Source organism: Variovorax sp. UMC13, assembly GCF_014170375.1.
GTDB lineage: Bacteria > Pseudomonadota > Gammaproteobacteria > Burkholderiales > Burkholderiaceae_C > Variovorax.
Window position 1 is genome coordinate 382,602 of sequence record NZ_LZZW01000010.1, and the last position, 24,024, is coordinate 406,625.

At 70.3% G+C, this 24,024-nt stretch carries 21 protein-coding genes; 9 read left to right on the top strand and 12 right to left on the bottom strand.

Annotation, left to right across the window (positions count from 1 at the left end; translation table 11 throughout):
* Window positions 1-137 precede the first annotated feature (137 nt).
* The 6 genes from A9977_RS06735 to A9977_RS06760 all read left to right on the top strand — a co-directional run bounded on the left by A9977_RS06735 (window position 138) and on the right by A9977_RS06760 (window position 4,807).
* Entirely contained in the window at window positions 138-911 is a 774-nt protein-coding gene (locus A9977_RS06735; protein ID WP_183024098.1) for an IclR family transcriptional regulator, read from the top strand.
* A 143-nt stretch (window positions 912-1,054) separates the two neighbouring features.
* Complete coding sequence (locus A9977_RS06740; RefSeq protein ID WP_183024099.1) at window positions 1,055-2,086, top strand: ABC transporter substrate-binding protein; 1,032 nt, start codon at window positions 1,055-1,057, stop codon at window positions 2,084-2,086.
* Entirely contained in the window at window positions 2,086-2,943 is an 858-nt protein-coding gene (locus A9977_RS06745; protein ID WP_183024100.1) for an ABC transporter ATP-binding protein, read from the top strand. Before A9977_RS06740 ends, A9977_RS06745 begins: the two co-directional genes overlap by 1 nt.
* Entirely contained in the window at window positions 2,940-3,716 is a 777-nt protein-coding gene (locus A9977_RS06750) for an ABC transporter permease (protein ID WP_183024101.1), read from the top strand. The genes A9977_RS06745 and A9977_RS06750 overlap by 4 nt, the downstream gene beginning before the upstream one ends.
* Before the next feature lie 7 nt (window positions 3,717-3,723).
* A complete protein-coding gene (locus tag A9977_RS06755; protein ID WP_183024102.1) occupies window positions 3,724-4,209 on the top strand; it encodes a nucleoside deaminase in 486 nt (161 codons plus the stop codon).
* Window positions 4,210-4,264: 55 nt separating this feature from the next.
* The gene (locus A9977_RS06760) at window positions 4,265-4,807 is read left to right on the top strand and encodes a hypothetical protein (protein WP_183024103.1); all 543 of its coding nucleotides are present in this window, start codon (window positions 4,265-4,267) and stop codon (window positions 4,805-4,807) included.
* On the opposite strand, the gene A9977_RS06765 is transcribed toward A9977_RS06760, so the two are convergent.
* Together A9977_RS06765 and A9977_RS06770 are read right to left on the bottom strand one after the other, a co-directional pair.
* A complete protein-coding gene (locus A9977_RS06765) occupies window positions 4,804-5,205 on the bottom strand; it encodes an OsmC family protein (protein ID WP_183024104.1) in 402 nt (133 codons plus the stop codon). The two genes, A9977_RS06760 and A9977_RS06765, sit on opposite strands and share 4 nt — an antisense overlap.
* Before the next feature lie 52 nt (window positions 5,206-5,257).
* The gene (locus A9977_RS06770) at window positions 5,258-6,334 is read right to left on the bottom strand and encodes an aromatic ring-hydroxylating dioxygenase subunit alpha (RefSeq protein WP_183024105.1); all 1,077 of its coding nucleotides are present in this window, start codon (window positions 6,332-6,334) and stop codon (window positions 5,258-5,260) included.
* A gap of 189 nt (window positions 6,335-6,523) precedes the next feature.
* Here A9977_RS06770 and A9977_RS06775 point away from each other — a divergent pair, with 189 nt between their 5' ends.
* Together A9977_RS06775 and A9977_RS06780 are read left to right on the top strand one after the other, a co-directional pair.
* Window positions 6,524-7,042: a nucleoside deaminase gene (locus A9977_RS06775; RefSeq protein ID WP_183024106.1), complete on the top strand. Its 519-nt coding sequence runs from the start codon at window positions 6,524-6,526 to the stop codon at window positions 7,040-7,042.
* Between the two features lie 285 nt (window positions 7,043-7,327).
* The gene (locus A9977_RS06780) at window positions 7,328-8,158 is read left to right on the top strand and encodes an urease accessory protein UreD (RefSeq protein WP_183024107.1); all 831 of its coding nucleotides are present in this window, start codon (window positions 7,328-7,330) and stop codon (window positions 8,156-8,158) included.
* A 3-nt stretch (window positions 8,159-8,161) separates the two neighbouring features.
* Here A9977_RS06780 and A9977_RS06785 read toward each other — a convergent pair whose 3' ends face one another.
* The gene (locus tag A9977_RS06785) at window positions 8,162-9,337 is read right to left on the bottom strand and encodes a GGDEF domain-containing protein (protein ID WP_183024108.1); all 1,176 of its coding nucleotides are present in this window, start codon (window positions 9,335-9,337) and stop codon (window positions 8,162-8,164) included.
* Between the two features lie 113 nt (window positions 9,338-9,450).
* Between A9977_RS06785 and A9977_RS06790 the strand changes: the two genes are divergently transcribed.
* On the top strand, window positions 9,451-10,911 hold the full coding sequence (locus A9977_RS06790) for an MFS transporter (RefSeq protein WP_183024109.1): 1,461 nt from the start codon (window positions 9,451-9,453) through the stop codon (window positions 10,909-10,911).
* Here the strand turns inward: A9977_RS06790 and A9977_RS06795 are convergent.
* The 9 genes from A9977_RS06795 to A9977_RS06835 form a co-directional block, all read right to left on the bottom strand.
* Window positions 10,871-12,307 carry a cytochrome c gene (locus tag A9977_RS06795; protein WP_259651839.1) on the bottom strand — a complete coding sequence of 479 codons (1,437 nt, stop codon included), beginning with the start codon at window positions 12,305-12,307 and terminating at the stop codon, window positions 10,871-10,873. The two genes, A9977_RS06790 and A9977_RS06795, sit on opposite strands and share 41 nt — an antisense overlap.
* Before the next feature lie 3 nt (window positions 12,308-12,310).
* Window positions 12,311-13,963 carry a GMC family oxidoreductase gene (locus tag A9977_RS06800; protein WP_183024110.1) on the bottom strand — a complete coding sequence of 551 codons (1,653 nt, stop codon included), beginning with the start codon at window positions 13,961-13,963 and terminating at the stop codon, window positions 12,311-12,313.
* 58 nt (window positions 13,964-14,021) lie between these two features.
* On the bottom strand, window positions 14,022-14,645 hold the full coding sequence (locus A9977_RS06805) for a sugar dehydrogenase complex small subunit (protein ID WP_183024111.1): 624 nt from the start codon (window positions 14,643-14,645) through the stop codon (window positions 14,022-14,024).
* A 58-nt stretch (window positions 14,646-14,703) separates the two neighbouring features.
* Complete coding sequence (locus A9977_RS06810) at window positions 14,704-16,125, bottom strand: MFS transporter (protein ID WP_183024112.1); 1,422 nt, start codon at window positions 16,123-16,125, stop codon at window positions 14,704-14,706.
* Window positions 16,122-17,390, bottom strand: coding sequence for an MFS transporter (locus tag A9977_RS06815; protein WP_183024113.1), 1,269 nt, complete (start codon window positions 17,388-17,390; stop codon window positions 16,122-16,124). Before A9977_RS06815 ends, A9977_RS06810 begins: the two co-directional genes overlap by 4 nt.
* Before the next feature lie 113 nt (window positions 17,391-17,503).
* Window positions 17,504-18,985 (bottom strand): heavy metal sensor histidine kinase, encoded by a 1,482-nt coding sequence (locus A9977_RS06820; protein ID WP_183024114.1) that lies wholly within the window; start codon window positions 18,983-18,985, stop codon window positions 17,504-17,506.
* Window positions 18,982-19,680: a heavy metal response regulator transcription factor gene (locus A9977_RS06825; RefSeq protein ID WP_183024115.1), complete on the bottom strand. Its 699-nt coding sequence runs from the start codon at window positions 19,678-19,680 to the stop codon at window positions 18,982-18,984. Before A9977_RS06825 ends, A9977_RS06820 begins: the two co-directional genes overlap by 4 nt.
* Window positions 19,677-22,844, bottom strand: a complete 3,168-nt coding sequence (locus tag A9977_RS06830; protein WP_183024116.1) for an efflux RND transporter permease subunit — start codon at window positions 22,842-22,844, stop codon at window positions 19,677-19,679. Before A9977_RS06830 ends, A9977_RS06825 begins: the two co-directional genes overlap by 4 nt.
* Window positions 22,841-24,022, bottom strand: coding sequence for an efflux RND transporter periplasmic adaptor subunit (locus tag A9977_RS06835; protein WP_183024117.1), 1,182 nt, complete (start codon window positions 24,020-24,022; stop codon window positions 22,841-22,843). Before A9977_RS06835 ends, A9977_RS06830 begins: the two co-directional genes overlap by 4 nt.
* Window positions 24,023-24,024 lie beyond the last annotated feature (2 nt).

The following is a 24,024-nucleotide window of genomic DNA, read 5'->3' on the forward strand; positions in this document are numbered from 1 at the left end:
ATTTTATGGAACCATATCCAATAAAATTGAACCAATGATAGAAGCCCACCTTGCGCTGTCAAGGCCGGTTCACCCTGATCGGCCGGACGGTGCGGGGGTGGAACCTATGATTCCCCCTTCGCCAACTCCCTTGAACTATGAGCACTCTCGCCAACGCCATGGACGTCCTGAAGCTGATCGCGCGGCTGCGTCGCGACATCACGGTGACCGACGTGGTGAACGAGCTGGGCCTGCCCAAGAGCTCGGCCTCGCGCACGCTGAGCATGATGGCCGGCTACGGTTTCCTCGACCGCGACGCGGCCACGCGCGCCTACCGCCCGGGCGGCGTGATCATGGAAGCCTCCTACCACTTCCGCGCCTCGCACAACGCCGCCTCGCTGGTCGAGGAGGCGCTCGACGCGCTGGTGCGCGAGACCGGCTTCACCGGCTACGTCAACGTGCTCGAAGGCGTCGACACGCTGGTGATCCAGATGCGCATCGGCGCCGGCGCGCTGCAGATCTACACGCCGCCGGGCAGCCGCGCGCCGGCCTATTCCAGCGCCATGGGCCGCGCGTTGCTGGCCCGCGCCAGCGACGCGGAGGTGACGGCGCTGTTCGAGCCCCGGCTCGACCGGGCCCAGGGCGATGCGCCCAAGACGCGCAAGGAGCTGCTGGCGCGGCTGGCGGTGATCCGCGCCAGCGGCTGGGCGCTGTCGCGCGGCGAGGCCGTGCCCAACGTGGCGGGCATCTCCTCCTCGGTGTTCGACTCGGCCACGCGCCAGAGCTACGCCTTCGGCATCGCGCTGCCGGCCGACACGCTGACGGACGCGCTGGTCGAACGCTTCGGCGGCATCGTGCGCGACGCGGCGGCCAGCGTGGGCAAGCGGGTCGGCGACCCGTATTGGCTCGGCTTTGGTGCAACCGAAGCCTGATCTCCGCGTCCGTGCCTTGAAGGGGTGCGCGACGCACCATCCTGTGATCTCTTGAAAGGCCTGCACCAATCGCGTGCGGGCACCGTTTTTGCTTTGGATGTCGAAGAACTTCTCCGCATTCATCTCTTTCAAGGATCGCCCGCATGAACAAGCGCCAACTGCTCCAGTCCTTCCTTGCCGCCTCGGCGCTCAGCTTCGGTCTCTCGTCGGCCTTCGCCCAGACCCCGACGCCGATCAAGTTCCAGCTCGACTGGCGCTTCGAAGGACCGGCCGCGCTGTTCCTGCATCCCGCCGCCAAGGGCTACTTCAAGAACGCCGGGCTCGACGTGACCATCGACGCGGGCAACGGCTCGGGCGGCACGGTCACGCGCGTGGCCTCGGGCGCCTACGAGATGGGCTTCGCCGACCTCGCGGCGCTGATGGAATTCCACGCCAACAACCCCGACAGCCCCAACAAGCCGGTGGCGGTGATGATGGTCTACAACAACACGCCGGCCTCGGTCATGGCGCTCAAGAAGAGCGGCATCACCAAGCCCGCGGACCTGGCCGGCAAGAAGCTGGGCGCGCCGGTGTTCGACGCGGGCCGCCGTGCCTTCCCGATCTTCGCCAAGGCCAACAACGTGGGCGCGGTCAACTGGACCGCGATGGACCCGAGCCTGCGCGAGACCATGCTGGTGCGCGGCGACATCGACGCCATCACCGGCTTCACCTTCACCTCGCTGCTCAACCTCGAGGCGCGCGGCGCCAAGGCGGCCGACGTGGTGATCCTGCCCTACCCCGACTACGGCGTGAAGCTCTACGGCAACGTGATCATCGCCTCGCCCAAGCTGATCAAGGAGAACCCGGCGGCGGTGAAGGCCTTCCTCTCGGCCTTCGCCAAGGGCGCCAAGGAAGTCATCGCCAACCCGGCCGTGGCGATCGAATCGGTCAAGGCGCGCGACGGCATCATCGACAGCAAGCTCGAGACCCGCCGCCTGCAGCTGGCCATCGACACCGTGATCAACAGCCCCGACGCCAGGGCCGAAGGCTTCGGCGCGGTCAACGCGGGCCGCATGGCGCTGATGGCCTCGCAGGTGTCGGACGCCTTCAACACCAAGACGCGCGTGAGCCCCGATGCGGTGTGGACCGCCGCGCTGCTGCCGCCCGCGGCCGAACTCAACATCCTCAAGAAGTGATGGCCGACGCACCCGGCACCGGCGCACCCTTCGTCGACTTCCAGGACGTCTGGCTCGCCTACAACGAGGAACTGCTGCGCGCCAACCACTTCGCGGTCGAGGCCATCGACCTGAAGGTCAAGCGCGGCGAGTTCATCGCCATCGTCGGCCCCTCGGGCTGCGGCAAGTCGACCTTCATGAAGCTCACGACCGGGCTCAAGATGCCTTCGATGGGCAAGATCCGCATCGACGGCCAGCCCGTGACCGGCCCGCTCAAGATCTCGGGCATGGCCTTCCAGGCGCCCTCGCTGCTGCCCTGGCGCACCACGGTCGACAACGTGCTGCTGCCACTGGAGATCGTCGAGCCCTACCGCTCGAGCTTCAAGGCCAGGCGCAAGGAGTACGTCGAGCGCGCGCGCCGGCTGCTGCAGAAGGTCGGGCTCGGCGGCTACGAGGACAAGTTCCCGTGGCAGCTCTCGGGCGGCATGCAGCAGCGCGCGAGCATCTGCCGCGCGCTGATCCATGAGCCCAAGATGCTGCTGCTCGACGAGCCCTTCGGCGCGCTCGATGCCTTCACGCGCGAGGAGCTGTGGTGCATCCTGCGCGACCTCTGGACCGAGCAGCAGTTCAACGTGATCCTGGTCACGCACGACCTGCGCGAGAGCGTGTTCCTGGCCGACACGGTCTATGTGATGAGCAAGAGCCCGGGCCGCTTCGTGGTCCGGCGCGAGATCGAACTGCCGCGTCCGCGCGAGCTCGAGCTCACCTACACCAAGGAGTTCACCGACATCGTGCTCGAGCTGCGCAGCCACATCGGGGCCATCCGCAACACCGGCATCTCAGCCGCCCAGACCGCCGCCGCAGGAGCCGCCGCATGAGCAGGAACAACAGCAAGCAGATCGAACGCTGGTCGCCCTGGATCCTGCTGGTCGCGGTGATCGTGCTGTGGCAGATCGTCTGCTCGGCCTTCGAGGTCTCGGACTTCATCTTCCCCAGCCCGATCCGCATCTGGAACCAGTTCTGGGAGTTCAAGACCATCATCGCGGGCCATGCCTGGCGCACCTTCTGGGTCACGATGGCCGGTTTCGGCCTGGCGATCGTGGTGGGCGTGCTGCTGGGCTTCGTGGTCGGCAGCTCGCGCCTCGCGTATGCGGCGATGTACCCGCTGATGACGGCCTTCAACGCGCTGCCCAAGGCGGCCTTCGTGCCGATCCTGGTGGTGTGGTTCGGCATCGGCGTCGGGCCGGCCATCCTCACGGCCTTCCTGATCAGCTTCTTCCCGATCATGGTGAACATCGCGACCGGCCTGGCCACGCTCGAGCCCGAGCTGGAAGACGTGCTGCGGGTGCTGGGCGCCAAGCGCTGGGACGTGCTGATGAAGATCGGCCTGCCGCGCTCCATGCCCTACTTCTTCGCCTCGCTCAAGGTCGCGATCACGCTGGCCTTCGTCGGCACCACGGTCAGCGAGATGACCGCCGCCAACGAGGGCATCGGCTACCTGCTGATCTCCGCCGGCTCGGCCATGCAGATGGGCCTGGCCTTCGCAGGCCTGATGGTGGTGGGCGCGATGGCGATGGCCATGTACGAGCTGTTCAGCGTGGTCGAGAAGCACACGACCGGCTGGGCGCACCGCGGTTCGCAAGACCAATAATGGGCGCATGACACCTGAACAGATCACGAAGGCGCTGCGCCGCGCCGACACCGTGGCCCGGCGCGCGATGGCCATGGGCCGCCATCCCTTCGGCGCGGTGCTGGTCGCGCCCGACGGCGAGACGGTGCTGGCCGAGCAGGGCAACATCGACACGGTGCAGCATGCCGAGGCCACGCTGGCGCGCACCGCGGCGCAGAACTGGCCGGCCGACTACCTGTGGCAATGCACATTGGTCACGACCTTCGAGCCCTGCGCCATGTGCGCGGGGACGGCCTACTGGGCCAACATCGGGCGCGTGGTCTATGGCGCCGAGGAATCGGCGCTGCTCGCGCTGACCGGCGACCACCCCGAGAACCCGACGCTGTCGCTGCCCTGCCGCGAGGTCTTCGCGCGCGGCCAGAAGCGCATCGAGGTGATCGGTCCGGTGCCCGAGGTGGCCGACGAGATGACGGCCACGCACCGCGGTTTCTGGGCGCGCGACGGCGCCAGCTGAGCGGGCCCGATCCCCAAGTGGTTACAGTGGCGCCGGCCTTTCGCCCTTCGCCTCCATGACCAAGATCCAAGCCCGCCGCCAACTCATCGTCATCCTCCTCCTGTGCGTCGCCCTGGGCGGCGCCGCGCTGCGGCACCTGAGCGCCCCCGGCACCACCGCGCGCGACATCGGCACGCTGCTGATGCTGCTGTGGATTCCGGTGATCGGCAACGTGATCGCCTGGCTGATCGGCCGCGTCAAGCGCAAGCCCGCGGTGGCAGCGCCGGTCGCCACCTTCACCGAGGCCGCGCCCTTCCGGCCGCAGCTGCAGGTCGAGCTCACGCTGCGCCCGCCCTCGGTGCCGGCCGAGGACATCGCCATCGCCGAGGGCGAGCATCACTGCGCCTTCGTGCTCGGCAACGAGGGCTTCTCGGGCAAATGGCAGGTGCCCGAGGGCGGTTCGTTCCGGCGCGGCACGGCGCAGGTGCTGCCGGTCGAGTTCCTCACGCCGGCGCTCGCGCTGCCCAAGTTCCAGCCCGGCACGGTGTTCCGGATGCTGGTGGGCGAATCCTTCATCGGCGACGGGCGGGTGCTGCAGGTGCTGGACGCGGGCCGCTAGGCTGCCCAGCCGGTCTCGATCTCGGTCTTCACGTCGACCATGAGCCGGTGCACCGGGCACTTGGCGGCCACGCGCAGCAGCTCGGCGCGCTGCGCCTCGTCGAGCGCGCCGGTGACGTGCAGCGAGGCCTTGAGCCGGTAGACGCCCTGGCGTTCCTGGCTGTCGTCGCGCTCGATCTTCACCTCGATGTCCTCCACCGGCATGTTCTTGCGCTGCGCATAGAGCAGCACCGTGAGCGCCTTGCACGAGGCCAGCGCGGCGTCGTAGAGGTCGTGCGGCGAAGGGCCCGCATCGGCACCGCCGCCCGCGGGCGAGGCATCGACCGCGAAGGCGTGGTTGCGCACGTGCACGGTATGGCGCGTGCCGGTGGTGCCGTCGCGGCGGACTGAAATGCTCATGGGGAGGCTCCTGGGAAGTGAGCGGCCATGGTAGCGCCGCGCCCTGGCGCGCTCAGGCCGCCTGCGCGAGCGGAATGGTGCGCGTGCCGCGGTGCACTTCGCTCTCGCCGTGCTTCGCCAGCAGCTGCATCAGGTGGCGCCGGATCAGGATGCCCGGCTTGTCGGACTCCATCGAGTACTCGACGCCGCGGCGGCGCGTGTCGACCATCGCATCGGGGTCGGTCGACTCGAGGATGTCCTTGTCCTCGCGCGTGATCTCCTGGTCGAAGTCGATCAGCAGCTGCGCCGGACAGTCGGCCTCGGTGTCGTTGCGGTAGAGCCATTGGCACAGCTGCATGCGCCCGTCGTCGATGGGCGTGAAGCAGTTGATGATGATGTGGCGGATGCCCGAGGGGTACTCGATGTCGAGCCGGCGCGAGAAGGGCAGGAAGTAGGCGTTGCGCATGTGGCGCTGCGTCACCGGCTCGCTCACGCCGCTGATCGCATGGAAACGCGCCGGGTTGGCCGCGGCGATCACGGTCTCGGCATAGAAGCCGTTCTCGCGCTCGACGAACTCGTACTTGCTGGGCTTGGGCTTGTCGGGCACGCCGAAGGTGGCGCGGTGCACGAAGCTGAAGTGCGAGTTGTCGAAGGAATTCTCAAGCGCGCGCATCGGGCTGGTCTGCCACTCTTCATGGAACTGGAAGATGGTGCGATAGGCCGGGTCGTCGAACTCTGGCACGGCGGGAATGTCGGCGATCGGGTCTTCCAGCGCGACCCAGGCGTAGCCGTAGCGCGCGCTGCAGTGGTAGGCGGTGGTCCGGTACTCGGGCGAGATCTTTCGGTCGGCCTCGTACTGCGGGATGCGGATCACCTGGCCACTGCGGTCGTAGGTCCAGCCGTGGTAGCCGCACTGGATCGCGCCCGAGGCGCAGGCCTGGCCCCGGGCATCGACGCACCAGCCCTTCGAAAGCTTCGCGGTGCGGTGGCAGCAACGGTCGCGCAGCGCGGCCGGCTGGCCGTCGGCATCGATGAACAGCACGATGTCCTCGCCCAGCAGCCGGAAAGGCTTGGGGCCCTTGGCCAAGTCGGTGAGCGGCATGACCGCATGCCAGAACTTGCGGAAGACGGGTTGTCGGGTGACGAGCATGAGCGGACTCCTTCGGTTGCGTGGGAACAAGCGTGAAAGAGCAATTTCCCGCCGACCGTGCCGGCTGAACGCTTCTACTCTGGGCCGATGCACAAGCAAGTTGCGCACCATGCCTCCGCTCCTTCCCCGCGTCAGAGGGCGACACGGCACATTGGCATGCCTCGTGCTTGAATCGATGCAGGTCCCGACATGCATTTCCAATCCCTCACCCTCCCCTGCGAAACCACCCTCGACGAGCGCGACGGCCGCTACCTGCGCAAGGCGATCCTCTGGTCGCATGCCGCGGGCCGGCGCGGCAACCGGCCCTTCGGCGCGCTCATCGTGTCGGCCGAGGGCGAGGTGCTGGCCGAGGGCTACAACAACACCTTCGAGACCGGCGACTGCACCGGCCATGCCGAGGTCAGCGCGATCCGCGCGCTCGCGGCCAGGCGCCCCGAGCGCGCGCTGCTGGCCGGCGCCACGCTGTATTCCTCGGCCGAGCCCTGCGTGATGTGCGCCGGCGCGATCTTCTGGGCCAACATCGGCCGAGTGGTGTTCGGCATCGACGCCGAGCGGCTGCGCGCCTTCCGCGGCGAGCGCCAGGACCAGCGCGACGCCGAGCTCTCCTGCCGCGACGTGTTCGCGGCCTCGCCGCACCCGATCGAGTGCATCGGGCCGGCGCTGCTCGACGAGGCGAGCGCGGCGCATGAAGGCGCCTGGAAGACCTGAGGCTCCAGGGCCTGTTCGCACTGTTTTCGGGGATCGCGTTGGTTGAGCCAGGGGCTGGATGCAAGGCGCATGCGCGCAGCAAGGCCTGCGCCTTGCAAGCGCGGGCAACGCCGCAGACGGCCCCTGGCTCAGCCAACCCTTCGGGAAGGCCTGCCATGGCGGGCCACTCGGCGTTGCGTTCCTTGCGCGTGCGGCAGCACGCGCAGCGTCACGCGCCTTGATTGGCCCGCCATGGCAGGCCTTCGCGACCCCGGAAACAGTGTGAACAGGCCCTAGACTCCCTCCATGCCATGGCACGCCCGACTCGCGCTCGACTACAGCGCCGAAAACCAACGCAGCGTCGCACGCTTTCGCCACGACGGCCCGCTGCGCATCCTCCAGAGCCTCTACCCCGAAGGTGACGCGGTCTGCCACAACGTGCTGGTGCATCCGCCCGGCGGGCTGGTGGGCGGCGACACGCTGGACATCGTCATCACCGGCGCCCCCGGCAGCCATGGCCTGGTGACCACGCCCGGCGCCACGCGCTTCTACCGCTCGGAGGGCGAGGCCGCCGTCCAGCGCACGCAGATCAAGCTCGAGGCCGACGCCCGGCTCGAATGGCTGCCGCTCGAGGCGTTGTGCTACAGCGGCTGCCGCGCCGAGAACCGGCTGCGCATGGCGCTCGCGCCCGGCGCCGAACTGCTGGGCTGGGACGTGAGTGCGCTGGGCCTGCCCGGCGCCGACCTGCCCTTCGAGCGCGGCAGCCTGCTGCAGCACATCGAGGTGCCGGGCGTGTGGCTCGAACGCGGGCGCATCGAGGCCAGCGACCAGCGCCTGCTGCAGAGCCCGATCGGCCTGGCCGGCCACCGCTGCATCGCCTCGCTGTTCTTCGTCGCCGGCACGCCGATCCCGCGCGCCCGGCGCGAGGCCCTGCTCGAGATCGCGCGCACGCTGGCCGACGCGCACCCGCTGGCCGCCAGCGCCGGCGCGACCGGCCCGCATGCCGAGGTGGTGGTGCTGCGCGTGCTCGCGCCGGTGGTCGAGCCCGCGATGCAGCTGCTGCGCCAGGTCTGGCAGGCCTGGCGCGCGGCGCTGTGGCAGATGCCGGCCAGCGCGCCGCGCATCTGGGCGATGTAGGGCTCAGGCCACTTCGACGCGGTTGCGGCCCGCGGCCTTGGCGCGGTAGAGCGCCGCATCGGCCCGCGCCAGCATCGCATCCAGCGTGTCGCCCGGGCCCTGGAAGGCGGCCATGCCGATGCTCACCGTGAGCCGGTCGATGCCCGCGGCCGCAAGCGGCGAGCCGGCCTCGAAGGGCCGCGCCAGCCCTTCGCGCAGGCGCTCGGCCAGCGCATGGGCCGCGTCGGGCGCCAGGCCCGGCAGCACCGCGAGGAACTCCTCGCCGCCGTAGCGGCCCAGGCGCGCCGCGGCCGGCAGCGGTTCCTGCAGGCGCTGCGCGAGTTCACGCAGCACCTCGTCGCCGGTCTGGTGGCCGAAGGCATCGTTGATGCGCTTGAAGTGGTCGGCGTCCAGCATCAGCAGGGCCATCGGCGCCTCGCCGCGCCGGCTGCGGGCGAAGGCTTTCTCGCCCTGCGCGAACAGCGCGCGCCGGTTGAGCACGCCGGTCAACGGATCGTGCGAGGCCAGGAACTCGAACTCGATGCGCACGCGGTCGGTGGCCATCAGCACGCCCGCGATGCTCATCAGCAGCGCGGTGAAGGAGTACATCACGATGTAGACCACCTGCAGCCACGAGGGCTGGAGCAGGTCGGAGCCGGCCGCACCGAACAGCACGGTGACGAAGCGCAGCCCCGCCACCGTGGCCTGCAGCAGCAGCAGGCCGGTCATCACGCGCATGCCGAGGTGCGACAGGCGATGCCGCAGGTAGAGCTGCGCATGGAAGGCGAACAGCACCGAGATGGTGACCGTGAAGACCGCCAGCCGCATCGTGTAGTCGGGCTGGAACTGCGAATACCAGAACAGCACCGCGCCCAGCACCAGCGTCACGATGCTCCAGCCGCGCGTGTTGCGTTCATGGCCCAGGAACAGCTGGCTGCCCGCGTAGTAGGTGATGCAGCCCTGGAACAGCACCATGTTGGCCAGCGGAATCGTGAGCACGTCGGGCAGCACGCCACGCATGGCGAACAGCACGGTGCTGCCGAAGCACATCAGCGGCGCCAGCGTCCATTCGCGCAGCCCGCGGATGCTCGAGGGGTAGCTGCGGCGCATGGAAAACATCACCAGCGACATCAGCAAGCCCATCACGCCGGCGAGGACGATGACGGAGCGAGGGTCCAGGGCGGAGGACAGGGTCGGCATGGCGGCTGTGGCTTGGCGAGGTTGCCAAGCGTAACCGACGACCCGCCGCCGCATTCGGGGCCTTGGCCGACAGCGCCGGCCGGGGCCTGCTGCCTACAGTGCGAAGCAGCCGCATGACGAAGCCCACCACCACCGACATCCCCGCCCGCCTCGACCGCCTGCCCTGGTCGCGCTGGCACTGGCGCGTGGTGATCGCGCTGGGCGTGGCCTGGGTGCTCGACGGGCTCGAGGTCACCTTGGTCGGCTCGCTGGGCGGCGTGCTGGAGCGCGACGACACGCTGGCGCTCACGGCCGCGCAGATCGGCGGCGCCGGCTCGCTCTACATCGGCGGCGCGGTGGTCGGGGCGCTGGTCTTCGGCCGGCTGGCCGACCGCTGGGGCCGCAAGAAGCTGTTCCTGATCACGCTGGCCGTTTACACCGTGGCCAGCTTCGCCACCGCGTTCTCGCCCGGCTTCGGCTTCTTCGCGCTGTGCCGCTTCTTCACCGGCGTGGGCATCGGCGGCGAGTACGCGGCCATCAACTCGGCCATCGACGAACTGATCCCGGCGCGCGTGCGCGGACGGGTCAACCTGGCGATCAACGGCAGCTTCTGGGTCGGGGCCGCACTGGGCGCGGGCCTGAGCCTGGTGCTGCTGGACCCGCGCGTGCTGGGCCCCGTGTGGGGCTGGCGCGCGGGCTTCGGCCTCGGTGCGCTCCTCGCGCTGGCCATCCTGCTGGTGCGCCGCCACGTGCCCGAAAGCCCGCGCTGGCTGATCGCGCACGGCCGCGCCGACGAGGCCGAGGCCGTGGTCGCGCGCATCGAGGCCGAGGTCTCCGCACAGCACGGGCCGCTGGCGCCGGTGACGCAGCAGCTGGTGTTCACCCGCCAGGCCGCGCCCTCGCTGCGCCAGGTGGCGGAGGTGCTGCTGCACCGCTACCGCCAGCGCAGTGTGGTCGCGCTCTCGCTGATGGTCTCGCAGGCCTTCTTCTACAACGCGATCTTCTTCACCTACGCGCTGGTGCTCACGCGCTTCCATGGCGTACCCGACGGCCGCGTGGCGCTCTACATCTTCCCTTTCGCGCTCGGCAACGTGCTGGGGCCGCTGCTGCTGGGCCCGCTGTTCGACCGCGTGGGGCGCCGCAGGATGATCGCCTTGACCTATGTGCTGTCGGGCGTCGGCCTGGCGCTGACCGGCGCGGCCTTCATGGCCGGTTGGTTGAATGCGCTGACGCAGGCGCTGTGCTGGTCGGCGGTGTTCTTCCTGGCCTCGGCCGCGGCCAGCTCGGCCTACCTCACGGTGAGCGAGGTGTTCCCGCTCGAGATGCGCGCGCTCGCCATCTCGCTGTTCTACGCGGTGGGCACCGGGGCCGGCGGCTTCGCGGCGCCGTTCCTGTTCGGCCTGCTGATCGACACCGGCAGTCGCGGCGCGGTGGCGGTGGGCTATGCGATCGGCGCCGCGCTGGTGATCGGCGCGGGCCTGATCGCGCTGCGCTGGGGCGTGGACGCCGAGCGCCGTTCGCTCGAGGACATCGCGCCGCCCATGGGCTCCGATGTCAGCCCGGCAGGCGACGTCGGCGTCGCAGCCAGACGCTGAGCAGCACGATCACCAGCACCAATCCCGCGATCATCGCCGGCAGCATGAAGGGCTGCGCCTGCGCCAGCAGCGGCTTGGCGCCACCCGCGCGCGCCACGGCCACGTCGCCCTCGCTCACCGCGGCCGCGCTGTTGCCGTAGCGCACGAGCACATGGTTGGCGATGGCGGCGATCTGCCCATCGGTCAGCGGATCGACGTACGACAGCGCATCGAAGCGCGGCATCAGCACATGCGTGTCGCCCACCTTGCGGTCCACGCCGTAGAGGATCGCCGCCACCAGGTTGGCCGGATTCGCGAGCCCGGTCGCGGTGTTGTGGAACAGCGAGGGATAGGCCTGGTTGCGGCTGCCCGCGCCGCTGGCCTGGTGGCAGCTGGCGCAGTAGCCGTTGTAGAGCTGCTCGCCGGTGGTGAGCCGTTGCGGGTTGTTGAAGGGCGCGGTGCCGCGTTTCGTCGCTTCGCTGCTCCAGGCCGCGCCCCAGGCATGCGCAGGCTTCGCGCCCTCGGCATCGGCCTTGTCGCGGATCGGCACGGTGCCCTTGAGGTACACGGCGATGGCCTGGAGGTCGGCCTCGGGCAGGTGCTGCAGGCTGTTCTCCACCGCCTCGGCCATGCCGCCCGCGGCCTGGGCCTTGCCTTCGACCCGGCCGGTGCGCAGGTACTGCACCAGCTCGGCCTCGCTCCAGCCGCCGATGCCGCTCACCGCATCCGACGTGATGTTGGGCGCGAGCCAAGGGCCGACCATGCCGCCGGCCAGCGCCTGGCCGCCCTGCTCGGCCATCAGCGCATTGCGTGGCGTGTGGCAGGCGCTGCAGTGGCCCAGCGCGCCGGCCAGGTAGGCGCCGCGGTTCCATTCGGCGCTCTTGGAGGCATCGGGCTCGAAGCGGCGGTCGTCGAGGAACAGCAGGTTCCACACGGCCATCGAGAAGCGCAGGTTGAAGGGAAAGGGCAGCGCGGTCTGCGCGGCCTCGGTGTCGACCGGTGCCACGCCGTGCATGAAGTAGGCATAGAGCGCCGAGGTGTCGGCGTCGCTGAGCTGCGTGTACGAGGTGTAGGGCATGGCCGGGTACAGCCGCGCGCCGTCGCGGCGCACGCCCTGGCGCAGCGCGCGCGCGAACTCGGCCTCGCTGTAGTCGCCGATGCCGGCCGTCTTCGAGGGCGTGATGTTGGTCGCGTAGATGGTGCCCAGCGGCGACTCGATCGAATAGCCGCCCGCGAAAGGCTTGCCCTTGCCCGCGGGCAGGGTGTGGCAGGCCATGCAGTCGGCCGCGATCGCGAGCTGGCGGCCCTTGTCGATCAGCTCGGCGGGCGGGGCCTGCTGCGCCATCGCGGCGTGCACCAGCAGCATCGCCAAACCCAGCGACGACGCGGTGCGGCGGATCAGTGAATGCAGCGTCATGGCTCAGCCCTTCGCCAGTGCGCGGCCGATCGCATCGGCGGCCTTCAGGCCCAGCGCCGCCATGGTCAGCGTGCTGTTGACCACGCTGGCCGAGGGGATCGGGCCGCCGCCGGGCAGCCAGAGGTTGTCGTGGTCGTGCGTGCGGCAGTCGCCGTCGACCACCGAGTCCTTGCTGTCGGCGCCCATGATGGTGCCGCCCATGATGTGGTTGTTGGCGTTGAGCGCGCTCGTGATGTTGAACTCGGTCGCGCCGAAGAGCTGGCCGATGTGCTCCAGCTGCTTGTGCGCGGCGGCCGCGCCCTTGCGCACGTAGTCGCCCACGTCGTAATGGATCTCGGGGCAGGCCAGGCCCAGCGGGTCCTTGCGGGTCGCGCTCAGCGTGAGCCGGTTGTTCGGATCGGGCAGCGGCTCCAGGCTGATCGACAGGTCGACGCCGAAGGCCGCGCGGCGGCGGATCTCCTCGTCGAGCGCCGGGCCCACCAGCCCGAGCTTGAGCGCCTGCTGCGTGGCCGGGCCGACGCGCGTGATGTTGTTGAGGATCATCTTGTTGGAGGAATACTCGCTGCGGAAGGCCCCGTCGCGCGGGCCCACCAGGCAGCTGCTCTGGGCCGGGCCGCGGCCGATCCACAGCGGCTCGTTAGCCAGGAAGGTGCAGTGGAAGCCCGAGTGGTCCATCATGTTGCGGCCCACCTGGTCGGAGCTGTTCGCGATGCCCCTGGGGTTGCGCTCGTTCGCCGCGAGCAGCAGCAGGCGCGGCGTCTCCAGGCTGTTGCAGGCGATCACGAACTGGCGCCCGGTGGCCTTGTGCGACTTCCTGTCCTTGTCGTACCAGTGGACCGCGGTGATGCGGTTGTTGGCATCGGTGTCGATCCTGTAGGCCACGGCTTCGGGCAGCAGCGTGGTGCCCTTGGCCTCGGCCGTCTGCACATGGTGGATGCCGTTGTACATCGCGCCGATGGGGCAGATCGGCTGGCAGTTGTTGTTGCCGCAGCAGGTCGGCCGGCCGTTCCAGGGCCGCGTGCTGCGGCCCTGCGGGATCGGCACCGAGCGGTAGCCGTGCGCATTCACCACCTCGGCGAAGCGCTTGTCGCCGTAGCTCCAGGGCACCATGTCCATCGGATAGGGCCTGCTGCGCTCCGAGGGCGACTGCTGCGCCGGGTCGTTGGGGCCGGCCACGCCCATCTCTTCCTCGGCGCGACAGTAATAGGGCTCCAGCTCGTCGTAGCCGATGGGCCAGTCGCGGCCCACGCCGTAGGTCGACTTCATGCGCAGGTCGACCGGCAGGTGGCGCCAGCTCGAGGCGGCCCAGTGCCAGGTGGTGCCGCCCACCACGCGCAGGTAGCCCTGCTGGAAGCCCTTGCCGTCGGGGCCCGACAGGCCGACGTAGTCGTTGGGCGGGAAGTACAGCGGCGCGGGCGCCAGCGGCGACTGCGGGAACAGGCCCTGGAAGTCCGAGCCCACGCGGTTGGCGAAAGGCATGTTGCGCCAGTTCTCGACCGCCTGGGCGCGCTGGATGCGCGGGCCGGCCTCGAGCATCAGCACCGCGTGGCCCTGGCCCGCGAGCTGGTCGGCGATCATCGCGCCGACCACGCCGGAACCGACCACGACCACGTCGGCGGTGGCATCGCCATCGGCCGTGAAGACTGCTTTTTTCATCGTGTTTTTTCTTTGTGTTGTTCTGGGGGATGGGCGAAGCGGGTGAGGCGCGCGGCGGCTACTGGCTGCGCATCACCGGCGGCGGCGGCGGCTTGGGCTTGGCCTGCGCGGCCTGCTGCGGCGTCGGCACGCCGACCTCGGGCGGCGCCGCGGTCCACCACAGCGGCCCTTCGTTGCAGTAGGTCGGCACCGAGAGGCCGTCGGCCACGGGCCGGTACATCAGCGCCTGCTCGTAGGCCACGACGGTGGTGGCGGGGCCCGCGGTCACGGTGCCCGTGTACCAGGCCGCGACCACGGCCAGTGCCGCGTCACGCAGGCCCGCGCCCGAGGCCGCGGCCAGCAGTGCGTCGGGCGCCATGCCGGGCTGGACCAGGCCGGCCAGCGTCTCGGCCTGCGCGGCGAAGGCGCCATCGCCCTGCACCATCGCCTCGCGGATGCGGCCGGCGGTCACGGCATCGATGTCCTCGTGGCCGGTGATGGCCCGGGAGAAGGCGAAGAAGCGCGCGACGGCGGCGGCATCGACCGCGGTGCCTGTGGTTGCCGCAGCCGCCGCGGCGGGCGGCGTCACGCCGCTCGCGGGCCAGCCCAGCAGCGAGGTCGATGCGACGGCGGCCGCGGCCAGCACGGCCTCGCGGCGCGTGAACCGCGCGGGGCCCGAAGGCGGGGTGTTCTCGGGGGTCATGGGCTTCTCCTCTGTGGCCTCGCGAAAAAAGAAAGGGCGCGATGTCGCGCCCACGAAATCAGCTCGGCCGTGCGAGAGGTCGGCGCACTTCGTCGCCCGCATCGCGCGCCAGCCGGCGCACGTCGAACAGCGGCAGCAGCGCCAGCACACCGATCACGGCGAAGGCGATGCGGAATTCGTCGAGCGCCAGCGCCGAGCCGGGGCTGCCGTGGCCGCCCAGCAGCAGCGCGGCCAGTTGCAGGGCCAGCGCGCCGATCGCGATGCCCATCCCCAGCGCCATCTGCTGCAAGGTGTTGAACAGGGTGTTGGCGCCGCTCATGCGCGGCTGCGGCACGTCGGCGAAGGCCAGCGACGCGAGCGCGGTGAACTGCATCGAGCGCGCCAGGCCGCTCACGAAGAGCACGGCCGCGATCACCGGCACCGGCGTGGCGGGCGACATCAGCGCACAGGCGAAGATCGCGGCCGCATTGATCAGCCCGTTGACCAGCAGCACCTGGCGGAAACTGAAGCGGCGCAGCACCGGCCCGGTCATGGGCTTCATCGCGATGTTGCCCGCGAACACCGCGAGCACCAGCAGGCCGGCCTCGAAGGCGTTCAGCCCGAAACCGAGCTGGAACATCAGCGGCAGCAGGAAGGGCACGGCGCCGATCGCGATGCGGAACATCGAGCCACCATACACCGTGACCGCGAAGCTGGGCACGCGCAGCGCCCACAGGTCGACCATCGGATGCGGATGGCCGCGCGCATGCCGCACCGCCAGCACGCCCAGCACCAGCGCGGCCACCGCGCTGGCCGCGGCCGCCAGGCCCTCGCCGCCATGGCTCAGCAGCTCGACCGCGGCCATCAGCGCCAGGCAGGCGCCGCTGGTGAACACGAAGCCGCCGAAATCGAAGGGCCGGCGCGTCTCGGCCTGGCCCCTGGGGATCAGCAGCAGCGCCGCCACCAGGCCCAGCAGGCCCAGCGGCACGTTGAGGAAGAAGATCCAGTGCCACGACCAGTGGGTGGTGATGAAGCCGCCCACGGGCGGCCCGAGCACCGGCGCCGCGAGCCCGGGCCAGGTGATGGTGGCGATGGCCCGCATGAGCTGCGGCTTGGGCGTGTTGCGCAATACGACGAGCCGGCCCACCGGCACCATCATCGCGCCGGCCGCGCCCTGCAGCACGCGCGCCGCGGTGAAGCTGGCGAGGTCGGTGCTCAGGCCGCAGAGGATGGAAGCCAGCGTGAACAGCACGATGGCGGCGGCGAACACGCGCCGCGCGCCGAAGCGGTCGGCCACCCAGCCGCTGGCCGGGATCAGCACCGCCAGCGTGAGCACATAGGCCGAGACGCCGATGCTCATGGCCACCGGCGCCACGCCGAAGGATTTCGCCATCTGCGGCAGCGCGGTGACGATCACCGTGCCGTCGAGGTTCTCCATGAAGAAGGCCGCCGCCACCAGCCACGGCAGGGCCGCGGGCGAAGCGGCCTTCTTCAGGTTCATGCGCGTTCCGCGGCGACCGTGCCGACCGCGGGGGCGGCGCTCCGCCGCTCGGCCTTGAGCGACCAGGCGAAGATGCCCAGCCCGGCCAGGCCCAGCAGCGCGCCGACCCAGCCGGTGGAGGTCCAGCCCAGGCCGGCCGTGATGGCCACGCCGCCCAGCCAGGCGCCCAGTGCGTTGGCGGTGTTGAAGGCCGAGTGGTTGAGCGCCGCGGCCAGCGTCTGCGCCTCGCCCGCCACGTCCATCAGCCGGATCTGCAGCGGCGCGCCGATGGCCACGATGGTGCCCAGCAGGAAGGTGGCGAGCGCCGCCGTGGCCACATGGTGGGCCGCGAACACGAAGCCGGTCAGCACCAGCACCGACCACACGAGCAAGCCACCGATGGTGCGCATCAACGACTTGTCGGCCAGCCGCGAGCCGACGATGTTGCCCGTGACCATGCCCAGGCCGAACAGCGCCAGCACGAAGGGCACGCCGCCCAGCGGCAGGCCCGCGACCTCGGTCAGCGTGGGCTTGATGTAGCTGAACACCGCGAACATGCCGCCGAAGCCGATGGCGCCGATGCCCAGCGTGAGCCAGACCTGCGGCCGGCGCAGCGCGTCGAGTTCGCGCATCGGGCTGGCGCCCGAGGCGGCCGGCATGTCGGGCACGCCGCGGCGCAGCATGGCCATGGCCAGCAGCGCGATCAGGCCGACGAAGACGAAGGCCGCGCGCCAGCCGAAGACCTGGCCCAGCCAGGCCGCGATGGGCACGCCCACCAGCGTGGCGCCGGTGAGCCCCAGCATCACCAGCCCGACCGCGCGGGCGCGCTGCCCCGGCGGCGCGAGCGTGGCGGCCACCAGCGCGGCCACGCCGAAGTAGGTGCCGTGCGGCAGCCCGGTGAAGAAGCGCAGCAGGTTGAGCGAGCCGTAGCCCGGCGCCAGCGCCGAGGCGAAGTTGCCCAGCGCATAGACGCCCATCAGCGCGATCAGCAGCGCGCGGCGGTTCCAGCCCGCGGCCAGCACCGCCAGCACCGGCGCGCCGAACACCACGCCAAGCGCATAGGCGCTGATCACGTGGCCGGCCTGCGGGATGGTGGTGCCGATGTCCTTCGCGACCTCGGGCAGCAGGCCCATGATCACGAACTCGCCGGTGCCGATGGAGAAGCCGCCGATGCCCAGCGCCAGCACGGCGCGCAGCAGGGTGCGGTCGCGCGCGGCGTCGGAGGCCGCGGGCAGGTCGTTCGGGGCGGCGCCGTCAGCGGGCGTGGGGGCGGTCACGGAGCTCATCTTCAATCGTTGTGTCGGTGGTCCCCGCCGGCAGTGCCTCGGCCCGCGAACGTGGCGTCGGCGAAGGCGACGGGCACGCGGCGTGCGGCCGGCCTTTGCGGCGGGATGGGTAGTTACCCTAGGTTCCCAACCGTATCACGAGCCGGCCGATCCTGCAGCGGGCCCGGTATTTCCCGAGCGCCCGCCTGCGCCGCTGCCTCCTCGCCGTCCGGCCCCGGCCGGCGCGACACGCTGAAGCCGAAGGTGTTGACCCCGCCCTGGCTGCCCACGCCGACCTGCCCGCCGTGCATCGCCGCCACCGCCTTCACGATCGCCAGGCCCAGGCCGTGGCCATGGTGCTCGCCCTGGCCGCGGCGCGATTCGTCGACCCGGTAGAAGCGGTCGAACAGCTGGCCGATGTGGGCCGGCGCGATCGGCTCGCCCGGGTTCGACACCCGGATCCAGGTGGCTTCGGCCTGTTCGTCCAGCGCGACCGACACGTCGGCGCCCGGCGCCGAATGCTCGATCGCGTTCTGCAGCAGGTTCGACATCGCGCGCCGGAACAGCGCGCTCTCGATGCGCGCGGCGGCGCCCAGGTCGCCCTCGATGCGCACCCGCACGCCCTTGTCGTCGAGCACGAACTCGAAGAACTCGATGGTCTTGCGCACCTCCTCGGCGATCGGCACCCGCACCAGGCCGGTGGCGAGCTCGCCGCGGTCGGCGCGGGCCAGGAACAGCATGTCGTTGACGATCGAGCGCAGCCGCTCGAGGTCCTCGAGGTTCGAGGCCAGCACCTCCTGCAGCTCGGGCGCGGCCCGCTGGCGCGAGAGCGCGACCTGGGTGCCGCCGATCAGGTTGGCCAGCGGGGTGCGCAGCTCGTGCGCGACGTCGGCGTTGAAGGCCTCGAGCTGCGCATAGGCCTGCTCGAGCCGGGCCAGCGCACCGTTGAAGGCCTCGGCCAGGGCCGAGAGCTCGACCGGCAGCGCCTCGGCCTGCAGCCGCTGCGACAGCGTCTTGGGCCGCAGCGCCTGCGCCTCCTGCGACAGGCGCTGCAGCGGGCGCAGCCCGAGCCGCGCGATCCAGTAGCCGGCCAGCGCCACCACCAGCACCGAGCCCAGGCCCAGCGCGACCAGCGCGCTCAGGAAGGTCTCGCGGGTGCGCGCATAGGGCTCGGAATTGCGCCCGACCACCAGCCGCACCGCCGGCCGGCTCTCGAAGGGCGGGATGTGGACCGACAGCGTGCGGAAGGGCCGCTCCTGGCCCGGCAGCATCACGTCGCTGCTGCGGCCGTTGGCCTCGCGCACCAGGCCGTCGATCTCGGCCAGGCCCTTGCCGTACTGGAAGCGCGGGTCGTCGCTCAACACCCAGAAGCGCACGCTGCCGTCCTCGGGCGTGAGCGCGTCCATGCGGGCCTGCACCCGCGCCCAGCGCTCGGGCGTGCCGATCGACTGGATCCAGAACTGCAGGCTCTTGAGCGTGGTGTCGAGCTCCTCGTACTGGTGGCGCTCCAGCTCGCGCGTGAGCACGCCCTGCAGCGCCGCGCCGACCAGCGCGAAGGTCGCGAGCGAGGCCGCCACGAACATGCACACCAGCCGCGCGGTGATGGAGCGCTTCATGGCGCCGCGCCCTCCTCCGCGCGCAGTTCCAGCACATAGCCCATGCCGCGGATGGTGTGCAGCAGCTTGGGCGAGGAGGCCGCGAAGGGGACGTCGATCTTGTCGCGCAGCCGCTTGATCGCCACCTCGACCACGTTGGTGTTGCTGTCGAAGTTCATGTCCCAGACCAGTTCGGCGATCGCGGTCTTGGACAGGATCTCGCCCTGGCGCCGCGCCAGCACCGCCAGCAGCGCGAACTCCTTGGCCGTGAGGTCGATGCGCGTGCCGCCGCGGAAGGCCTTGCGGCCCAAGAGGTCGATCTGCAGGTTGGCGATGCGCAGCTGCATCGGCTCCTGCGTGCGGCCGCGCCGGTTGAGCGCCTGCAGCCGCGCCAGCAGCTCCAGAAAGGAGAAGGGCTTGATCAGGTAGTCGTCGGCGCCGTCGTGCAGGCCCTTGATGCGGTCCTCCACGCTGTCGCGCGCGGTCAGCATGATCACCGGCGTCTGCTTGACCGTGCGCAGCGCGCGCAGCACCGAGAAGCCGTCGAGGCCGGGCAGCATCGCGTCGAGCACGATCACGTCGTAGTCGTGCTGCAGCGCCAGGTGCTGGCCGTCCAGGCCGTTGTGCGCCATGTCGACCGCACAGCCCTGCTCGGTCAAGCCCTTGTGCAGGTAGTCGGCGGTCTTGAGCTCGTCCTCGACGATCAGGATCTTCATGGCGTGGCCGCGGCCTCCCCTGGTTCCGTGCGGGCGGCCTTGCGCGCGGCGCGCGCCTCCTTGCGGCGCTGGAACCAGAAGTGGGCTCGGTCGAGGTAGAGGTAGACCACGGGTGTCGTGAACAGGGTGAGTGCCTGCGACAGTATCAGACCGCCGACCATCGCGTAGCCCAGCGGCCGGCGCAGCTCGGAGCCCGAGCCGTGGCCCAGCATCAGCGGCAGGCCCGAGAGCAGCGCGCACATGGTGGTCATCATGATCGGGCGGAAGCGCAGCAGGCAGGCCTGGTAGATCGCCTCCTGCGGCGCCATGCCCTGCTCGCGCTCGGCCTTGAGCGCGAAGTCGATCATCATGATGCCGTTCTTCTTCACGATGCCGATCAGCAGGATGATGCCGATCAGCGCGATCACGCTCAGGTCGTAGCCGCCCGCCATCAGGATCAACAGCGCGCCCACGCCGGCCGAGGGCAGGGTCGAGAGAATCGTCAGCGGGTGGATATAGCTCTCGTAGAGCAGGCCCAGCACGATGTACACCGCCACCAGCGCCGCCGCGATCAGGTAGGGCTGCGAAGACAGCGAGTCCTGGAAGGCCTGGGCCGTGCCCTGGAAGGCGCCGCTGAGCGACTGCGGCAGACCCATCTCGGCCTGGGCCTTGTTGATCGCGTTGACCGCATCGCCCAGCGCATGGCCCGGCGCGAGGTTGAAGGAGATCGTCACGGCCGGGAACTGGCCCTGGTGGTTGATCGCCAGGTGGGCGTTGCGGCTGGTGTCGACCTTGACGAAGGTCGACAGCGGCACCTGCTGGCCGGTCAGCGGCGAGTTCAGGTAGAGCTTGCCGAACAGCGACGGGTCCTGCTGCAGCGCGGGCGTGACTTCCAGCACCACGTGGTAGCTGTTGAGCTGCGTGAAGTACTGCGCCACCTGGCGCTGGCCGATCGCGTCGTAGAGCGTGGCGTCGATGGTGGCCGGCGTGATGCCGAAGCTCGCCGCGCGGTCGCGGTCGATGGTCAGCACGGCCGAGGCCGCCGCGTTCTGCTGGTCCGAAGCCAGGTCGGTGAGCTCGGGCAGCTCGCGAAAACGCTGCAGCAGCTTCGGCGCCCAGGTGTTGAGCTCGTCGAGGTTGGAGTCGGTCACCGTGTACTGGTACTGGGTGCGCGAGGCGCGCGCGCCCACGCGGATGTCCTGGCCCGCCTGCAGGAACAGGTTCACGCCCTGCACCTTGGCCAGCTGCGGCCGCAGCCGCGCGATGATCTCGTCGGCGGTGGCGGTGCGGCCGGCTTCCTTGGACTTGAGGCTGATGAAGAAATTGCCGCTGTTGAAGGTCGACGAGCTGCCGTTCATGCCGAAGCCGGTCACGTCGGGGTCCTGGCGCACCACGTCGGCCAGCGCCACCATGCGCCGGTTCATCGAGACAAAGGAGCTGTCCTGCGCCGACTCGGCGAAGCCGGAGATGAAGCCGGTGTCCTGCTGCGGGAAGAAGCCCTTGGGAATGACCACGAACAGGAAGCCCGTGGCCGCCACCGTGGCGATGAACAGCATCAGCGTGAGGAACTGGTGGCGCAGCACCAGGTGCAGGCCGCGCTTGTAGCCGCCCAGCAGGGCGTCGAAGCCGCGCTCAAACAGCTGGTAGAGCCGGCCGTGCCGGCGCGCATGCTCGTTCTTGAGGAAGCGCGAGCACAGCATGGGCGTGAGCGTGAGCGAGATCACCACCGACACCACGATGGTCAGCGTCACCGTGACCGCGAACTCGCGGAACAACCGCCCGACGATGCCGCCCATCAGCAGCAGCGGGATGAACACCGCGATCAGCGACACCGAGATCGAGATGATGGTGAAGCCGATCTCGCTCGCTCCCTTGTACGCGGCCTCCAGCGGCGACAGGCCCTCTTCCACGTAGCGGTAGATGTTCTCCAGCATCACGATCGCGTCGTCGACCACGAAGCCCACCGCGATGGTCAGCGCCATCAGCGACAGGTTGTCCAGGCTGTAGCCCAGCAGGTACATCACCGCCACCGTGCCCAGCAGCGCCAGCGGTACGGTCACGCTGGGGATCAGCGTGGCCGGCACGTTGCGCAGGAACACGAAGATCACGCCCACCACCAGCGCGATGGTCAGCAGCAGCGTGAACTCCACGTCCTTGACCGAGGCGCGGATGGTCTCGGTGCGGTCGATGATGGCGTTGACCTCCACCGTCGGCGGGATCGAGGCCTTGAGCTTGGGCAGCGCCGCGTTGATGCGGTCGACCGTCTCGATCACGTTGGCGCCCGGCTGCTTGGTGATCGCGAGCACGATCGAGCGGCCGTTCTGCACCGTGCTGCCATGGGGGGCGGCGGCCCCGGCATAGGCCCAGCCGGCGATCTTGGCGTTCTCGGGGCCGTCGACCGCCACGCCCAGGTCGCGCACCCGGATCGGCGCGCCGTTGCGGTAGGCCAGGATCACGTCGTTCCACGGCCCGGCCTTGAGCAGCTGGTCGTTGGTGTAGACCGTGAAGCTCTGGTCGACGCCGTCGATCGTGCCCTTGGGCTGGTTGACCGTGGCCGAGGCCAGCACCGTGCGCACGTCCTCCAGGCTCAGCCCGAGCGCGGACAGCTTGGCCGGATCGAGCTGCACCCGCACCGCGGGCTTCTGCACGCCGCCGATGTTGACCAGCCCGACGCCGGAGATCTGCGAGATCTGCTGCGCGAGGATGTTGTCGGCGTAGTCGTTGACCTCGGTCAGCGGCAGCGTCTTCGACTGCACGGCCAGGATCAGGATCGGCGAGTCGGCCGGGTTGACCTTGCGGAAGGTCGGCGGGCTCGGCAGGTTGGCCGGCAGCTGGCCGGTCGAGGCGTTGATGGCCGCCTGCACGTCGAGCGCGGCCGCGTCGATGCTGCGGTCGAGGTCGAACTGCAGCGTGATCTGCGTGGAGCCCAGGCCGCTGGTCGAGGTCATCTGCGACAGCCCCGCGATCAGCGAGAACTGCCGCTCCAGCGGCTGCGCCACGTTCGAGGCCATGGTCTCCGGACTGGCGCCGGGCAGCGAGGCCGAGACCTGGATGGTCGGGAAGTCGACCTGCGGCAGCGGCGCCACCGGCAGCAGCGGGAACACCGCCGCGCCGACCAGCAGGATCGCCAGCGCCAGCAGCGTGGTGCCGATCGGGCGCTTGATGAAGGCGGCGGAGATGCTCAATTGCGGCTCCCGCTGGCGGGCTTTGGGGGCTCGACGACAGTGACGCCGGGCTTGAGCTTGTACTGCCCGTCGGTCACCACCCGCTGGCCGGCCGCCAGGCCCTTGTCGATCACGGCCGTGCCGTCGGCGATCTGCACCACGTGCACCGGCACGTTCTGCGCCTTGTCGTCGGCGTCGACCGCCCAGACGTAGGTGTTGTCCTGGCCGCGCTGGACGGCGGCGGCGGGCACGGTGAGCGCATCGGGCCGGCGGTCGAGCTGCAGCCGCACGTTCACGTACTGGCCGGGCCACAGCGTGTGCTGCGGGTTGGCGAAGCTGCCCTTGAGCTGCACGGTGCCGGTGGCGGTGTCGATCTGGTTGTTCAGCAGGATGAGTTTGCCGGTGCCCAGCAGTTGCGTGCCGGAGCGGTCATAGGCCACCACCGACAGCGGCTGTGCGCTCTGCTGCTGCTGCGCGCGGTGGATGTCCTGCACCGCATCCTCGGGCAGCGTGAACTGCACCGCGATGGGGTCGATCTGGTTGATCACCACCAGCCCGTTGGTGTCGGCCGCATGCACGATGTTGCCCGGGTCCACCAGCCGGGCGCCCGCGCGCCCGTTCATGGGCGAGGCGATGCGCGTGAAGCTCAGCTGCACCTGCGCGTACTGCACCTGCGCGGCATCGCTCTGCACCGTGGCCTCGAGCTGGTGGACCAGGGCCTTCTGCGTGTCCACCTGCTGCTGCGTGGCCGCGTCCTGCCCGAGCAGCGTGGTGTAGCGCTGCAGGTCGGCGCGCGCGTTGGCGAGCTGGGCCGCGTCCCGGGCCCGGGTGGCCTGCGCCTGGGCGAGCTGGGCCTGCAAGGTGCGCGGATCGAGCTGCGCAAGCAGCTGGCCGGCCTTCACGTCCTGCCCCTCGACGAAGCCGACCTTGTCGAGCTGGCCGTCGATGCGCGCCCGCACGGTCACGGTGGCCATCGAGGCGACGGTGCCGATGCCGGAGCGATAGACCTGCACGTTCTGCGGCGTCACGCGCGCGGTGCTGACCTGCACCGGCGGCGGTGCCTTGGGGGCCTCGGGCTTGGCGGCATGGGCGGCCTGGTGCGTGAGCGCCCAGGCCCCGCCGCCCAGCAGCAGCACGAGCGCGGCAGCCGCGAGCCAGGTGGTTCGGCGAGGGGGGGTGGCGGTGTCGGCGGTCGTCATGG

Bases quoted from the DNA above. Each gene is read 5' to 3' on its own strand.
- A9977_RS06735 (WP_183024098.1), top strand. From the start codon at position 138: ATGAGCACTCTCGCCAACGCCATGGACGTCCTGAAGCTGATCGCGCGG.
- A9977_RS06740 (WP_183024099.1), top strand. From the start codon at position 1,055: ATGAACAAGCGCCAACTGCTCCAGTCCTTCCTTGCCGCCTCGGCGCTC.
- A9977_RS06745 (WP_183024100.1), top strand. From the start codon at position 2,086: ATGGCCGACGCACCCGGCACCGGCGCACCCTTCGTCGACTTCCAGGAC.
- A9977_RS06750 (WP_183024101.1), top strand. From the start codon at position 2,940: ATGAGCAGGAACAACAGCAAGCAGATCGAACGCTGGTCGCCCTGGATC.
- A9977_RS06755 (WP_183024102.1), top strand. From the start codon at position 3,724: ATGACACCTGAACAGATCACGAAGGCGCTGCGCCGCGCCGACACCGTG.
- A9977_RS06760 (WP_183024103.1), top strand. From the start codon at position 4,265: ATGACCAAGATCCAAGCCCGCCGCCAACTCATCGTCATCCTCCTCCTG.
- A9977_RS06765 (WP_183024104.1), bottom strand. From the start codon at position 5,205: ATGAGCATTTCAGTCCGCCGCGACGGCACCACCGGCACGCGCCATACC.
- A9977_RS06770 (WP_183024105.1), bottom strand. From the start codon at position 6,334: ATGCTCGTCACCCGACAACCCGTCTTCCGCAAGTTCTGGCATGCGGTC.
- A9977_RS06775 (WP_183024106.1), top strand. From the start codon at position 6,524: ATGCATTTCCAATCCCTCACCCTCCCCTGCGAAACCACCCTCGACGAG.
- A9977_RS06780 (WP_183024107.1), top strand. From the start codon at position 7,328: ATGCCATGGCACGCCCGACTCGCGCTCGACTACAGCGCCGAAAACCAA.
- A9977_RS06785 (WP_183024108.1), bottom strand. From the start codon at position 9,337: ATGCCGACCCTGTCCTCCGCCCTGGACCCTCGCTCCGTCATCGTCCTC.
- A9977_RS06790 (WP_183024109.1), top strand. From the start codon at position 9,451: ATGACGAAGCCCACCACCACCGACATCCCCGCCCGCCTCGACCGCCTG.
- A9977_RS06795 (WP_259651839.1), bottom strand. From the start codon at position 12,307: ATGACGCTGCATTCACTGATCCGCCGCACCGCGTCGTCGCTGGGTTTG.
- A9977_RS06800 (WP_183024110.1), bottom strand. From the start codon at position 13,963: ATGAAAAAAGCAGTCTTCACGGCCGATGGCGATGCCACCGCCGACGTG.
- A9977_RS06805 (WP_183024111.1), bottom strand. From the start codon at position 14,645: ATGACCCCCGAGAACACCCCGCCTTCGGGCCCCGCGCGGTTCACGCGC.
- A9977_RS06810 (WP_183024112.1), bottom strand. From the start codon at position 16,125: ATGAACCTGAAGAAGGCCGCTTCGCCCGCGGCCCTGCCGTGGCTGGTG.
- A9977_RS06815 (WP_183024113.1), bottom strand. From the start codon at position 17,390: ATGAGCTCCGTGACCGCCCCCACGCCCGCTGACGGCGCCGCCCCGAAC.
- A9977_RS06820 (WP_183024114.1), bottom strand. From the start codon at position 18,985: ATGAAGCGCTCCATCACCGCGCGGCTGGTGTGCATGTTCGTGGCGGCC.
- A9977_RS06825 (WP_183024115.1), bottom strand. From the start codon at position 19,680: ATGAAGATCCTGATCGTCGAGGACGAGCTCAAGACCGCCGACTACCTG.
- A9977_RS06835 (WP_183024117.1), bottom strand. From the start codon at position 24,022: ATGACGACCGCCGACACCGCCACCCCCCCTCGCCGAACCACCTGGCTC.